At 36.6% G+C, this 15,185-nt stretch carries 14 protein-coding genes; 1 reads left to right on the top strand and 13 read right to left on the bottom strand.

From position 1 onward, the window contains the following. Positions 1-95: 95 nt before the first annotated feature. The 4 genes from sph to bdhA form a co-directional block, all read right to left on the bottom strand. Positions 96-1,112, bottom strand: coding sequence for a sphingomyelinase C (gene sph / locus RCJ96_RS22680; RefSeq protein ID WP_270795562.1), 1,017 nt, complete (start codon positions 1,110-1,112; stop codon positions 96-98). 58 nt (positions 1,113-1,170) lie between these two features. Continuing rightward, positions 1,171-2,022, bottom strand: coding sequence for a phospholipase CerA (gene cerA / locus RCJ96_RS22675; protein ID WP_270795560.1), 852 nt, complete (start codon positions 2,020-2,022; stop codon positions 1,171-1,173). Positions 2,023-2,275: 253 nt separating this feature from the next. Continuing rightward, positions 2,276-2,620, bottom strand: a complete 345-nt coding sequence (locus tag RCJ96_RS22670; RefSeq protein ID WP_000948234.1) for a potassium channel family protein — start codon at positions 2,618-2,620, stop codon at positions 2,276-2,278. A gap of 118 nt (positions 2,621-2,738) precedes the next feature. Next, positions 2,739-3,791 (bottom strand): (R,R)-butanediol dehydrogenase, encoded by a 1,053-nt coding sequence (gene bdhA / locus RCJ96_RS22665; protein ID WP_000645822.1) that lies wholly within the window; start codon positions 3,789-3,791, stop codon positions 2,739-2,741. Positions 3,792-4,016: 225 nt separating this feature from the next. Here bdhA and RCJ96_RS22660 point away from each other — a divergent pair, with 225 nt between their 5' ends. After that, entirely contained in the window at positions 4,017-5,189 is a 1,173-nt protein-coding gene (locus tag RCJ96_RS22660; protein ID WP_074607354.1) for an MFS transporter, read from the top strand. 36 nt (positions 5,190-5,225) lie between these two features. Here RCJ96_RS22660 and RCJ96_RS22655 read toward each other — a convergent pair whose 3' ends face one another. The 9 genes from RCJ96_RS22655 to rbsR all read right to left on the bottom strand — a co-directional run bounded on the left by RCJ96_RS22655 (position 5,226) and on the right by rbsR (position 15,112). After that, positions 5,226-5,567: a hypothetical protein gene (locus RCJ96_RS22655; protein ID WP_061131319.1), complete on the bottom strand. Its 342-nt coding sequence runs from the start codon at positions 5,565-5,567 to the stop codon at positions 5,226-5,228. A gap of 318 nt (positions 5,568-5,885) precedes the next feature. Next, the gene (gene inhA2, locus RCJ96_RS22650; protein ID WP_416504389.1) at positions 5,886-8,285 is read right to left on the bottom strand and encodes a M6 family metalloprotease immune inhibitor InhA2; all 2,400 of its coding nucleotides are present in this window, start codon (positions 8,283-8,285) and stop codon (positions 5,886-5,888) included. A gap of 468 nt (positions 8,286-8,753) precedes the next feature. Further along, complete coding sequence (fsa, locus tag RCJ96_RS22645) at positions 8,754-9,401, bottom strand: fructose-6-phosphate aldolase (RefSeq protein ID WP_000667661.1); 648 nt, start codon at positions 9,399-9,401, stop codon at positions 8,754-8,756. A 34-nt stretch (positions 9,402-9,435) separates the two neighbouring features. Then, positions 9,436-10,362 (bottom strand): ribose ABC transporter substrate-binding protein RbsB, encoded by a 927-nt coding sequence (gene rbsB / locus RCJ96_RS22640; RefSeq protein ID WP_000759002.1) that lies wholly within the window; start codon positions 10,360-10,362, stop codon positions 9,436-9,438. A 14-nt stretch (positions 10,363-10,376) separates the two neighbouring features. Further along, the gene (locus tag RCJ96_RS22635; RefSeq protein WP_446699846.1) at positions 10,377-11,312 is read right to left on the bottom strand and encodes an ABC transporter permease subunit; all 936 of its coding nucleotides are present in this window, start codon (positions 11,310-11,312) and stop codon (positions 10,377-10,379) included. A 2-nt stretch (positions 11,313-11,314) separates the two neighbouring features. After that, positions 11,315-12,799 (bottom strand): ribose ABC transporter ATP-binding protein RbsA, encoded by a 1,485-nt coding sequence (gene rbsA / locus RCJ96_RS22630; RefSeq protein WP_074607443.1) that lies wholly within the window; start codon positions 12,797-12,799, stop codon positions 11,315-11,317. Between the two features lie 18 nt (positions 12,800-12,817). Then, complete coding sequence (gene rbsD, locus RCJ96_RS22625; RefSeq protein WP_416504388.1) at positions 12,818-13,213, bottom strand: D-ribose pyranase; 396 nt, start codon at positions 13,211-13,213, stop codon at positions 12,818-12,820. After that, entirely contained in the window at positions 13,210-14,106 is an 897-nt protein-coding gene (rbsK, locus tag RCJ96_RS22620) for a ribokinase (protein WP_074607360.1), read from the bottom strand. Before rbsK ends, rbsD begins: the two co-directional genes overlap by 4 nt. Positions 14,107-14,119: 13 nt before the next feature. Then, positions 14,120-15,112, bottom strand: coding sequence for a ribose operon transcriptional repressor RbsR (rbsR, locus tag RCJ96_RS22615; RefSeq protein WP_074607362.1), 993 nt, complete (start codon positions 15,110-15,112; stop codon positions 14,120-14,122). Between the last annotated feature and the right edge of the window lie 73 nt (positions 15,113-15,185).

The following is a 15,185-nucleotide window of genomic DNA, read 5'->3' as shown; positions in this document are numbered from 1 at the left end:
TTCTCTATATGTCTTATACATATTGGAAAGAAAGTTGGAATCTCCTCTACAAAATAAAAAAGTTTCTTCCTATTTAAGAAGAAACTTTTTTAGGACTACTTCATAGAAATAGTTGCTGCTACTGGATAATGATCAGAATAATCATCATACGTATATTTTTTGAGCCATGATGTAACAGTCCACTGTGGAGATTTCGGCTGTAACACTTTATTCTCTACAAATGACGGGTTCGCATGGTCTTTACTTGCAATAATATAATCTAAATACTCGGCAGGGCTATCAGGGAATTTATATTTCGCAATACTGTTTGTCGTTGCATCCCAAGTTGCTGTATGTCCTGTATAAGATGGAATAGAAGCGTGCAATGTTTTGAACATTGATGCGTATTCTGAGTCACTATTGTTCTCAGCATTTATTTTATTCACATTCATATCACCACCAAATAGGACGTACTCGTCATTTGGTATATTTTTATTTTTAATAAAATCTTGAATTTCTTTTAACTGGTTTGTACGTACAGATGCAGGTGAAGTTTTTCCGCACATACTATCTTCAGCCTGCAAATGCGTCCCAATTACATGAACGAAACGATCATTTTTCTTAATTTTCGTGTATACAAATCCTTTATTCGATAAATTATCCGGCCCGCATCCATTTGCAAATACATATTGAACCTTTTCAACGATCGGCCATTTGCTCACAATTGCAACGCCCCCATCTTCAGGAGTTGAAGATGAATAACTACCTAACGTTTTATCCCATTCATTTCCGTTACTACGACCTAATACAGCTGTTTGATTTGGGTATTCTTTCTTCAAATTTCCTAAAAGGCGATCTGAAGCACTATTATCAAACACTTCATTTAATATGACAATGTCTTGATTCTTAATATAATCTGCCGCCCCAATTAAATCAGCACGCTCACTTTGTCCCCAATTCGGATATAAGTTAGTTGATAGCATGTACACGTTATGCGTCATCACTTTTAAAGTGTTGTTTTGATCTGTAGACGTATCTGCTTGAGCTGAAGATCCTCCGTATAAAACTCCTAAACCAATCCCAAGGCTAAGTACACCTTTTAGCAATTTACCTTTCACGTTCCATACCTCCATGTGTATATTAATAAAAAGGTCAAATACTCTATTGTGAGATTTGACCTTTTTTAAATACTTAACGATCTCCGTACGTATCAAACCAAAGCTGAATGTATCCAGCAGTAACACGTTGTGCATCCATTAATCGCTTACCTGTCATTGGCGTAACTTCAGCGCGCCATTTATCTGCATATTCTTGTGACACAGCTGCTTTTACGAACCAATCTTTCGTATTATCATTTACAATTCCAGAGTAATCTTGTTTCGCCACTACTGCCGCTCCATGGATCCAATCTTCTGGATTTGCACCTTTCCAATTCCAATATCCATTTCCATCCGTTACTTTATAATTATCTTTTATCGTATCTACAAAGTTTTCATATTTAGAATGGAATCCTTGTGGATACGAAAGATTTGTAAAGTTTGCTGCATGCATCGGTTGGTTTACATCTCCTAAATAATGAAGAGATAATCCTAAATAGAAGAATGCTTGTTTCATATCTTTATTTTTATATGATTCACCAGCTAATTTAAAATATTTAGCTCCAGTTTCTTTTGCCTGCTTTGCAAATGGAATATATGTTTTTCCATTGTCTGGATCATAGAAATGTGAAGCAAATGTGCTATTATCATAATAAGGATTTTCATAGTCAGCAGCATAAATACCGTTCTCTAACTCCGTACGCCATTCATTTAATTGTGCAACTCGATCTTGTTTTACAAGTGTTGTATTGCGAGACATAATATCAATCGCACGGTTTACAATCCATAAATGAGAATTTACACCTTCTTTATGTTTATCTTCAGCAGACCAGCGGTGAACTATTTTTATTTTACTTCCCCCATCGTTTTCATGAGCAAATGCAACGCTTTGTAACGGAGCTACTACTGTAATAGCTGCTGCTAAAGCAAGTACTTTCTTTTTCATCTGAAATCCTCCATTTTATAATCGAATTATTGTAAACTTTTTGTTAGGATCCTATGATGTCGTCCGGTTAACCTATGACTAGAATATCCCACCTTTCACGAAATTTCTATCACTAAATTAAAATATGCAAATGTTCATATCATTATAACTTTATACACAGTGAATATAATGAATGAATACACTTTCATTTTAATAAACTATTATTAAGGCTTATCTAAACTAATGTAAAAAAAGAGTAAAGCATCCACATGCTTTACTCTTTTTTTCTATTCGATAATATACTCGGCAGTTGTACATTAACTGCCAACTTATGAATAAATCCAAATACTAATCCAATCCCAATAAATATGTATAAGATTGTAAATATCTTTCCAAAGTCAGTTTGCGGACTAAAATTAGCATCACCGACAGTCGTCAACGTAACCACACTAAAATATAAAGCGTCAAGAGGACGTAATCCTTCAACTGTACTATAAAAAATCGTACCAGATGTTAATGTTAAAAATGTTAATACGAATAATACTTGAAATTCTTTATCTTTCCACGCTCGTAAACAAGCTTTTAGCATCCGTTTCAATGTCAACATAAATGAAAGCATTAGACTTCCCCTTCCAAACAAAATACCTGTAGTTACAGGAAAGTCTATCACCTTTCTGTATAGAAAAAAAGTAGCCCTCTTCTATTTCTAGAAAAGAGCTACTTTTTACTATTCTATATTATTTAGGTGAAACAAGAATTTTCACTTGTGTTTTATCTTTTACAAGTGCTTCAAATCCTTCTTCAACAACTTGATCCACTGTGATTTTTTTCGTAATTAATTTCTCTGCTTGAATTTGACCAGAGCTAATTAATTTAATAACAGCTGGGAAGATATGACGGTATCCTAAAATACCAACCACTTCTTTTTCTTTTAGTACAAGATTGTTTGGAGTAATTGTTGCGTCTTTTTCCCATACACTAACAATTACAGTTTGTCCTTCGAAACTTGTACTTTCAATCGCTTGACGAAGTACTACTTCAACGCCTGTTACTTCAAAGCTCACATTTACACCTAAACCATTTGTTAAGTTACGAATTTCTGCTAATACATCTTGAGTAGCTGGATTTAATACGTAATCCGCACCTGCTAATTTTGCTAACTCTTGACGCTCTTTAGAAAGTTCAACTGCAATAACAGGAGTTGCTCCTGCTGCTTTAGCTGCTTGGATAACAAGAAGTCCAATTGGACCACAACCAAATACTGCTACTGCTTCCCCTTCTTTTAATTTACTTTGACGTACTGCATGAACCGCTACTGCTGCTGGTTCTACAAGAGCACCTTGTTCATACGTCATTTCATCTGGAATATGGTGAACCATATCTTCTGGTACTACTGTATATTCAGAGAAACCGCCGCCTTCTCCGCCAAGACCGTGGAAAACAAGTTGTTCACAAACATTGTAATGTCCATGTTTACAAGCTTCACATTTACCACAAGAATAAATTGGTTCTACAACGACGCGGTCTCCCACTTTATGAGATGTAACACCTTCACCGATTTCAACTACCTCACCGCTAAACTCATGACCTAAAATAACCGGTGCTTTTACATGTGTTAATGGATGCTCTTCTGTCGGAATAAAAATAGGTCCTGCTAAATATTCATGCAGGTCTGTCCCGCAGATACCACACCATTTAACTTTAATCTTAACTGCTCCTGGTTTTACAGTTGGTTCTGGTACTTCTTCTACTCTTACATCACGTTGATTATGCCAAAGTAATGCTTTCATTTTATACATCCCTCTCTATGTATATACTTAACCTGGTGAAGTTTACAAATCTATTATAATACTTCTATCCATATATTTCAAAAAAACAATCTCATTTCCACTAAATTTTAACAAATAACGTTCAATATTTTGTCACTTTGTACTTTTTTCCACATCTGTTAATTCAATTTCATTGCGGTTGAAATTAGCATTATGCCATAATAGCATAGGAGAGGTGAATATCGCTTGAAATATTTTATTTACTTTATTGTTATCGTAGCGTTTCTAGATACATTTTCACAATTACCTATTATGAGTACGTTCGCTCAAAGTCTTGGAGGATCCCCTCTTATTATTGGGCTAGTTGTCGGCATGTACTCATTTGCTAATATGATCGGTAATATTATTGCTGGCGCTGCTGTCGATAAATTTGGTGCAAAAAAAATACTTTATATAAGCATGGGACTTACGAGTTTCATAGTCTTGTTATACACTGTTGTTCAAAGTGGTGAACAACTATTAGTTGTGCGCTTTATGCATGGCTTTAGTGACGGATTTTTAATTCCTGCTGCCTTTACGTTTTTATCAAAACAAACAAATGTAGCAAAGCAAGGTAAGGCAATGGCTCTATCTGGGGCTGCAGTTGGAACAGCGGCAATTGTAGGACCTGCTTTCAGTGGGATTATGAAAGCAACTGCCGGTATAGAGTGGGTGTTCATTACCATTTCTATTTTAATGGTTCTTGGTACAATCGTATCTCTCTTCTTCTTACCAAATAACGTATCAAGAAAAGATACTTCAAGAACACAAATGATGAACAAAGAAGATATGTTTGAACTATTGAAATCAGAACCTTTATTACAGGCATATATTGGTGCTTTCACACTCATGTTTTCACAAGGAATTGTCACGTATATGTTACCAGTGAAAGTTGAGGCATTGGCACTTAAAGCATCTACAACAGGCATGATGTTAAGTGTATTCGGCATTACCGCTATCCTCTTCTTCTTACTGCCAACAAATCGTATTTACGATCGATTTAATCGTTCAAAACTAATGTTAATTGGTATTGCAGTAATGGCATTAGCATTATCTTTACTTGGATTATTCGCAACAAAAGGCATGCTCTTTATCGTTATGATGATTTATGGCATTGGATTCGCTATCCTTTTCCCATCGATAAACGCATTACTGGTTGAAAATACGACAGATGATAAACGTGGAAAAGCATTCGGATTGTTTTATGCTTTCTTCTCATTAGGAGTTGTTGCTGGATCCTTTACAGTTGGAGCAATCGGGGCATCCCCTAGCGTCAGCTTCGTTATTGGAACTGCATTCTTATTAACATTTGCCGGTATGATTTACGTAAGAAGCAAAGTAAAAGGCAAAGACAAAATAAAAAAGACAATGATAGGATAATTCCATCATTGTCTTTTTTTAATGATAAACTTCTATTCAACTTTTAACTTTCAATAAGCCGTATTTAATAAACAAAATGGCATTATATTTTTCATAGAGATAATACAATGGATAACAAAACAAGAAGAAAATAAGTACAGTTGGTACATCGTCTATAATAGAAAAATACTTTACTAATAATTCCTTAATACTCTCTCCAATTATAATAAACAGTGGGATTATACAAATTGCTGCTAATATTAAGCACGGTGTGATCCTCATTTCTTTTAGCCTCACTTTACAATGTGGACACCTGAATGAAAAAGGATGCGGGAGATCCATAATATGTTGCGCAGTAATATTCCCTTCACACTGTGGACATTCAATTACTTCTTTCATTTTACTCACTCCTTTCTATTCATAAAAAGAGCACTATCCAAGTAGCGCTCTTTTATTGCCGAATATATTACTTTTGTGTATAGCCAAGTAACAATGTAAATAAATTAAACTGTAAAGGCAATACTACATTTCTTCTTTTACAAAAAAAGTGTATCAATACCAACGATACTTCGACAATTTCCTCGGAAATATTTCCTTTCCCTACATAATTTGATACACTACATATAAACAGACACTTGTATTACATAAGCTAAAATAATAACTTACTGTACAAATTCAAAAGCACATTCTTCATATGAAGAATGTGCTTTTCTGTTATTAACGTTTAATCCAAACAGCGCCTGCTGATTTATCCTCTGCCTGTCCAACAACTTGGAATTTAAGTCCAAGATTCGGAACTTTTCTTCCTGCGTCTGCAATTTGTTTGTTACTATATACTTTTGAATCATCAAAAGTTGTAACGCCTTGTAATTCAGAATAGTTAAACTGTCCACGTGTTAATGAATTTACACTCCATGCTGGTGTTTGATCAAATGAAAATGCTGCGTCTGCAATTTGCATACCTGTATTACCGTAAGTTGGTTTTCCGTTTAAATTGCCAACAAGTGCCTCTGGATGCGAATCTACAACACCAAGGAATCCTTCACCTGGATGCACCCCAACCCAGTTATCTTTAAAGCTATCATCTGCATACCAAACGACAAGACCTGTATTATACACTGGACCTTTTCCTGCTTTTAATCCATTATCTGACCCTGCATAATTTCTCCACTCTAAGTAGTAATAATGAGCTTTTTTCTCTGTCCCATCAGAAACAACAAAACCATTTACATTCATTTTAGCTGTTCCTTCTGCATCATCAGAAAATACTACTTGTCCATCAACTGTTACATTTACATTGTCCATCGCAAAACCTTTATATGTTACAGCCGGATCTGTAATATAGTCGAATTGTAGTTTCACTTTTTTCCCTTTAAATTGACTTAAATCATATGATTTATCAATCCATTTTCCATCTGTTGTATCTTTATCTCCTTGGACTACTTTTTCTCCAAGTCTATCAATTAATGTTTTCGTTCCATCTTCTGTTACTGCATGAACTTCAACAAAATCGCACTCTGCTTCTAACTCATAATTTGCTTTATAATCAAACTTTGCATTTGTTCCTTTTGTTAAATCAAAGAACGGTGTTTCTAATGTTGTATGCATATCATCGCCTCTTGTACTATAATATGCATGCTTTCCAAACTCCGGTTTAATCGTTTCAACACTTTTGCCTGGTAAGTTAACACGTACAACGCCTGGACGATTTGATTTCGTAACACTTTGATCAATATATGTAGGAACTCCTACACCACGCTTAATTTTATCATAATCTACTTCTAAAATTTTTGCCCAGTTGCCCCCCATATTCTTTTGTAAGAAATCTTTATTTTGTGGTGAAAAACTAGTTGGCTCTGTTCCTGCAATTTTCCCTGTCCAACTACCTCCACTCATTAATGACCAAGCTTCGACAGGTGAACCAGTTCCAGTATATTTCGTATCATATTCATCTGGTAAGCCAAGATCATGTCCAAATTCATGCGCAAATACACCTACTGCTCCATCTTCTGGTTCAATTGTGTAATCATGTGCTGCTACTTTGCCACCAAAGTAATCTACCTTTGATTTTGTCCCTTCAATTGCTACTGGATCTATTGCTAATTTTGAACGATGTGACCAAATAGCATCATCGCCTAATTTACCACCACCAGCTTCTTGACCAACACCAGCATGGATTACCATTAAATGATCAATTACACCGTCAGGTTCATTTTGATTTCCATCACTATTTGTATCATATCTATCAAACTGATCAAATTGAGATAAATCTAAACCTTTCTCAGCAGCTGCATGTAAAGCTTCTTTCACTAAATCACGTGCGCCTTTTGGACCTTTGTTATCATGACCACTGCTACCATCAGCACCGTAGTCAGATGCTTTTCCTGGAACAGTTAACCATTCTGTTACATATCCATCAGTCGTATAACTACCGCCAGACTGCTCTTCATAATATTGTTTAAACGTTTTTACTTTTGAACCATCAAATAATGTGTACGGCTCATTACCAAATAACATCTTTTGATAATGCTCTCTACTAAAGTCATTCGAATACATATACCCTGGTGTTTGATCGATATTATTATGTTTATAATCACTAAATTCAACGAGTAATACTAATACTTTATCCGTTCGAACAGACCCCTTATATGGCGCTTGCTTTGCTTTAGATGTTGGAACTTGCCCATTTAATTGCTTTTTATTTGGTTCTGGCTTTTGCTCAGGGCTAACATTTTTTTCAGGTTTCTTTACTTTCTCCTTTTCTTCCATTTTTTTCTCTTTTACTTTTTTCACGAAATCAGATGCCTCTTTAGCAGTATCAGCTGGAAGAATTTCTTTATTTGCCTGATCTCCTTGTTTCTTTTCAATATATTTCTCTACAGCCTTTTTCGTCTCTTCTTTAGAAGATGCTGGATTAATTGTTCCTCTTTCTTTCAGAGCTTCCGCTAGACGATCTTCTTGAATTAAATTGTAATCAATTGGTGTTGTAGACACATTTTCTTTCTCTTTTGCTGGCGTTTCTGCATACGCTAATGGAGCACTCATTACAGATGTACATCCGATAATTGCCGCAATTGCTAATGACGATAACACTTTAAGTGGCGCTTTTCTTCTCATTCTATTTCTCTCCTTTTATAAAACTTAAAATTCAGATAAAGTGAAACTTAAATCAGTGGGGTTTTCTTCATCCCCCACTGATTATTAGTTGAACCAATCGGACTTTTATGGGCAGTTGATCCCTCACCTAACTTTTTTGCTTTCGCTGAATTTTGAGGTGGGGGTCTTACTGCCCATTAAAGTGGGATAAATAAGTGCATTTAAATCAAAAGCTCTACTTTCTGCCCTCCCTATATAAAAAGGCATAATTCTATAAACATTAAGCTTTCTGTTATAGAATCATGCCCTCCAGTTTTCTGGTCAGACTCTCTATCTGTCTATATCAAAATATGAAAAATAAAGAGTGATTTGTATATATTAAATAGTTTATATAACAAATTTAAAAGACAATATGCAAAATTGCATGAAAATTCTTTTAAATGCAAAAAAAGAATCCTAGTCACTTAAACTAGGATTCTTGATTTTCTATTATTTCTCTTGTGTTTTTTCCCAATCAGCTAAGAATTTCTCAATTCCTTGATCTGTTAGTGGGTGCTTCACTAATGAAGCAATTACGTTTGCTGGGATTGTTGCAATATGTGCACCATTTAATGCTGCGTCAGTTACGTGAACACTGTGACGTACAGATGCTGCGATAATTTCTGTTTCGATGCCATGAATTGCAAAGATTTCTGCGATTTGGCGAATTAAGTCCATACCGTTATGACCGATATCATCTAAGCGACCTAAGAATGGTGAAACATATGTTGCACCAGCACGAGCTGCAAGTAATGCTTGAACTGCTGAGAACACTAATGTAACATTTGTACGAATTCCTAAGTCAGAGAACGCTTTTACTGCTTTTAAACCTTCTGTCGTCATCGGAACCTTTACAACAACGTTTGGAGCAATTTTCGCTAGCTCTTTTCCTTCTTCGATCATTTTATCCGCTTCTAAGCTAATTACTTCTGCACTTACAGGTCCTTCTACAACGTTGCAAATTTCACGAATACGCTCGTGGAAGTCTACGCCTTCTTTTGCTACAAGTGATGGATTTGTCGTTACTCCAGCTAATACGCCTAATGCATTTGCCTCTTTAATTTCGTTAATATTTGCTGTATCAATAAAGAATTTCATTTGTTATTCTTCCTTCCTAATTTTCAATTTATATTTATTTATTTTTCTTAATAAGCTCTAATTCAATCGGAATAGATTTGTCCACTTTTTTACCTTGCGTGATCTCTTTTGCTGTTTGCATCGCCTTCTCTCCGATTAATTCCGGTTTTTGAGCAACTGTTGCAGCCATACGCCCATCGTTAACCGCTTTCACAGCATCTTCAGTTGCATCAAATCCAACCACCACTACATCTGTTTTTCCAGCAGACTTCAATGCTTCAAGTGCACCTAATGCCATCTCGTCGTTATGGGCAAACACGGCTTTAATATCACCATTTGCTTGCAAAATGTTTTCCATAACAGATAATCCTTTCGCTCTATCAAAATCAGCCGCTTGTTTAGCAACTACTTTTAAAGACTTATCGGCTACGTTATGGAATCCTTTCCCACGTTCACGAGCTGCAGAAGAACCAGGGATTCCTTCTAACTCAGCAACGTTTGCTCCTTCGCCGACTAATTCACGAATGTAATCACTAGCCATTTGACCACCTTCAATATTATTAGAGGCAATGTGAGAAACAACTTTACCCGAATTCGCAACGCGGTCTACTGTAATAACAGGGACATTCGCTGCATTTGCCGCACTTACTGCTGAAGCAACAGCATCTGAATCGGTTGGATTAATAACAACTACATCGACACCTTTTTGAATTAAATCTTCAACATCATTTGTTTGCTTTGCTGCATCATTTTGTGCATCAACAGCAATCAATTCAATGCCGCTTTCTTTCGCTTTCTTTTCTGCCCCTTTTTTCAAAGTTACAAAAAATGGATTGTTTAAAGTTGAAACAGAGAATCCAACTTTAATAGTTTTATTTCGACCTTTATCGCTAGAATCCTTTGCCCATTCTGGTGGTTCCATTGAACAACCAGCAGTAATGACCATCATACATGCAACGAGTATAAGTAACCATTTCTTCATAAACTGTCCCTCCATTACGCTTCTTTTCGACGATCAATTAATACAGCTAGTAAGATTACAAGTCCTTTTACAACTTGTTGGAAGAAAGAAGATACACCTAATAAATTTAAACCGTTATTTAGTACACCGATAATAAGTACACCGATGAATGTACCAACAATCCATCCTCTTCCCCCAGAAAGACTTGTTCCACCTAATACAACTGCTGCAATTGCATCTAATTCGTAAGAAGTACCTGCAGTCGGCTGTGCAGAATCTAGTCGTGATGTTAAGACAATACCTGCAAGCGCTGCCAAAATTCCGGAAAGACCGTAAATCATTACTTTAATTCTCGTAACATTAATACCTGATAATGCTGCTGCTTCTTCATTTCCACCAATTGCAAATGTACGGCGACCAAATGTCGTTTTCTTCAAAATGAAGTACAGTACTGCGAAAGCGATCATCATTGTAACAGCTGGTACTGGAATACCGAGAAAATAACCGCGGCCAAACATTTGGAACATTAAATGATCACCAAGACCAGTGATCGGACGTCCGTCCATATAAACAAGCGTCAACCCGCGAAAAATAGTCATTGTTGCTAAAGTCGCAATAAATGGAGCTACTTTTCCCTTCGCTATGATGATACCGTTTACAATTCCCATTACAAGACCAGCTAATAATCCAACTGCCATCGCAAGGAACGGGGCCATGCCACTTGCCATCATTCCAGCAACAAGTGCACTTGATAATGCTAAAATAGAACCTACCGATAAGTCAATACCCCCTGTTAAAATTACAAAGGTCATTCCGAATGCAATAAGCGCATTAATCGATACTTGACGCAGTATATTAAATAAATTTGGAATTTCAATAAACGCTGGATTCAAAGCCGTAATTACTACAATAATTAGCGCTAGTCCAATTAAAGACCCAAGTTGTTGTAATACATTCCCCTTCTTAGCCATCCTTACTCTCCCCCTGTAGCTAGTGCCATAATAGACTCTTGCGATGCCTCATCTTTCTCTAAAATGCCGCCGACTTTTCCTTCATGAATAACAAGAACGCGATCACTCATCCCTAAAACTTCTGGAAGCTCAGATGATACCATAATAACGGCATCTCCTTCTTCGGTAAGCTTATTCATAATAGAGTAAATTTCTTTTTTCGCTCCAACATCAACACCCCTTGTTGGCTCATCTAAAATGAGTAATTGCGGGTGGATACCTAACCATTTTGCAATAACAACCTTTTGCTGATTTCCACCAGAAAGAGATTTCACAGCTTGCTCTCCACTAGATGCTTTCACATTAAGAAGTTTCATCATGTCCGCTGTAAACTGTTGTTCTAGTTCGTTACTTAAGACGCTTCCCTTTGAAAGACTTTCTAAATTCGGTAAAGCTAAATTTTCTCGAATTGAGAAATCTAGCACTAACCCTTCAGATTTTCTATCCTCTGTAATGAATGCGATTCTTTGTCTAATCGCATCTATCGGACTATCAATCTTTACTTCTTGCCCATTTATCAAAATTTGGCCAGAATCTAAAGGTTCGTATCCAAATATCGCTTTCATAATATCTGTACGGCCAGCTCCCATCAAGCCAGCTACACCAAGGATTTCACCTTTTCTAACTTGAAACGAAACATTTTCAAACTTCCCTTTTTTCGTTCCATTACGCATTTCAAAAATCACATCGCCAATTTGACTATTTCGTTCTGGGTAACGTTCACCAATACTGCGCCCCACCATCATACTCACTACCTCATCAAACGATGTTTCCGGAATGGATCTCTTTCCGACGTATTCCCCATCACGTAAAATCGTAATGGCATCGCATATTGAAAAGATTTCTTCCATTCGGTGTGAGATATAAACGAACGAAACGCCTTCTTTACGTAATTTATTAATGACGGTAAACAACGTTTCAATTTCACGATCTGTTAATGCAGCTGTAGGTTCATCCATAATAATAACGCTCGCGTTTGTCATTAATGCTTTTGCAATTTCGATAATTTGCTGTTGTCCAACCGATAACTCTCCTGCCAACATAGCGCCTTTTACATGTAATCCTAACTCCGCTAGTTGCTGCTGCGCAATCGCGTTCATTTGACGCGTACGTAAAATACCTGTCTTTCCATACATTAACTCTTTACCGAGAAACATATTTTCAGCTACTGTTAAATTCGGTAATATGTTCAATTCTTGATGTATAAATGCAATACCGTACTCTTCAGCTTCTTTCGCATTTTTAAAAGTTCGTTCTTGTCCATCAATCGTGATCGTTCCACCATCTCTTTTGTATACACCTGTTAAAATCTTCATGAGCGTTGATTTACCCGCTCCATTTTCCCCCATCAATGCATGGACTTCTCCTGTTTCAATCATAAACTGTGCATTTTTCAAAACAGGATTGCCATTGAACGCCTTTGAAATATTTTTCATTTCAATACGCATTCCCATCACTTCCCTTTATTAAAAAATCACGCCTGCATGTAAAATTACATTAGCATAAGGCGTAGCCTCACCTGTACGAATAATAGCTTTCGCTTTCTTTGTATGCTCTTTAAATTGTTCATGACATACATATTCAAACACTGGTTCTATTAATTTTAGTTCAATTTCTTTATTTATTTCCGCATTGTTGTTAATGACTTCTTCTGCTAACGTCACTTTTTCAATTGCCATATCATCCGCTACCACTTGCAATACATCTAAAAAGCTAGGTTTTCCTATTTCAACAGCTAGATCAATTCTCTTTACTCCGTCAGGAATTGGTAAACCGCAATCAGCGATTACAATCGTATCCGTATGCCCAAGTGAAGCAAGCACTGCTGCAATCTCACTGTTTAATACGCCGTGCTTTTTCATCCGACAATCACCTGCACTTCACGTACTCTATCTCTCGTTGGCATACCGCCTTGCGCCCCGAGCTTCGTTACAGAAAGACCACCAGCAATATTCGCAAAACGAATTGCTTTTTGAAGTGTTTCTCCTTCAGAAAGCGCAACTGCTAATGCACCATTAAATGTATCACCAGCTCCAGTCGTATCTACTACATCAACAGCAATGCTAGGAACACGTACAATCTCCGTACCATTATGGAAACGTACACCGTTAGAACCTTCTGTCATCAATAGTTTATTTGGATATTTAGCCAGTAAATCTTCAATTGGCGATGTGAAATCATCTAATACGATGCGGCACTCATGTTCATTTGGTGTAATATAAGTTGCCTTTTCTAAAATATCTTCTGATAACACTTGTGCTGGTGCTGGATTTAACATAACCGGGATTTTGTGTTCCTCACAAATAGCCAATACATATTTTACTGTTTCAAGCGGAATCTCTAGTTGAAGCACAACCATATCAGCTTTTATAAGAAGATCTTTTGAACGATTTACAACCGACTCATTTACAAGAGCATTCGCCCCTTGTACGACAACAATACTGTTATCCTCTTCTGCTAAAACGATATGAGCAATTCCTGTCGCCGCATCTGTAACCGGTACCACATAGTCGATAAAAACGCGTTCGTTCTCTAAATTTTTCTTCACTACAGTTCCATAATTATCGTCTCCTACCGCTCCAACCATCGCTACATTTGCGCCTAATCTAGCTGCAGCAACTGCCTGGTTAGCTCCTTTTCCTCCTGGAATTGTATGAAATGCTTCACCAATTACTGTTTCTCCTGCTTTCGGACGTTTTTTTGAAACGGCCACTAAGTCCATTGAAATACTACCTACTACTGCAATATTTGGCATCTATTTCATCTCCTTACTTCGTTGTATTTCGTTCTATAATTTCAATCGGTAAACGATAGTGTTTCTCTTCTAATACGTTTCCTTCCATCTGCTCTAACAACAGTTCTGTTGCAACTTTCCCCATTTCATAAATTGGCTGTGCAACAGTTGTAATAGATGGATACATCATTTCTGTTAAAGAAATTCCATCGAATCCGATAATTTGTAAATCATCCGGAATAGAAATCCCCTTTTGAAGCGCAGCCTTTACGATACCTATTGCAATTAAATCATTCCCAGCAACAATTCCATCAATATGCGGGTATTCTTCTAATAGTTCCACCGCTACACGCTCACTATTAGCTGGATCAAATGTACTCTCTGCAATCATATAAGAAAGATTATTTTGTGTAATAACGTCTACAAAACCTTCAAAACGTTCATTAGCCGTGCTTACGTCACGCGGTCCACGAATATGTGCAATATGTTTACAGCCCTTATCTATTAATAACTGTGTCGCTCCCTGACTTCCCGCATAGTTATCTGCATACACAGCAGGTATACGCTCATTAAACATACGGTCAATTGCAACGACTGGTACTGACAAGTTCATGTAATTCACACTATTTTGTGGATTTGTCGCTACAATAAATCCATCTACATTATTTTGCCTAAGTACATCAATATATTGCTTTTCTTTCTCTAAACTTTCATCAGAGTTACAAAGTACAACTGTATACCCTTGCTTATGCGCTACATCTTCTACGGCACGTGCAACTTCTGGAAAGAATGGATTCACGATATTTGGAACAACTAAGCCAATTAAACGAGATTTTTTATTATACAGTGAACGCGCTACTGTACTAGGCTTATAGTCTAGCATCTCAATCGCTCGTTCTACTTTCTTTAACGTATCTTCATGAACATATCCATTTTTATTTAACACTCTGGAAACGGTCGCAACAGATACTCCCGCTAATTTTGCAACGTCTTTAATCGTACTCATTCTCTTCTCTCTCCATTTCATGTAACCGTTTACAGAAAATAATATAACGTATTTCTAGAAATACGTCAATCATTTCTCACGAAAAAGCTTTTAA

This window comes from Bacillus sp. BSL6 (genome assembly GCF_052928345.1).
The sequence above is the reverse complement of the archived record's forward strand: the minus strand, read 5'-3'. Positions and strand labels throughout refer to the sequence as shown.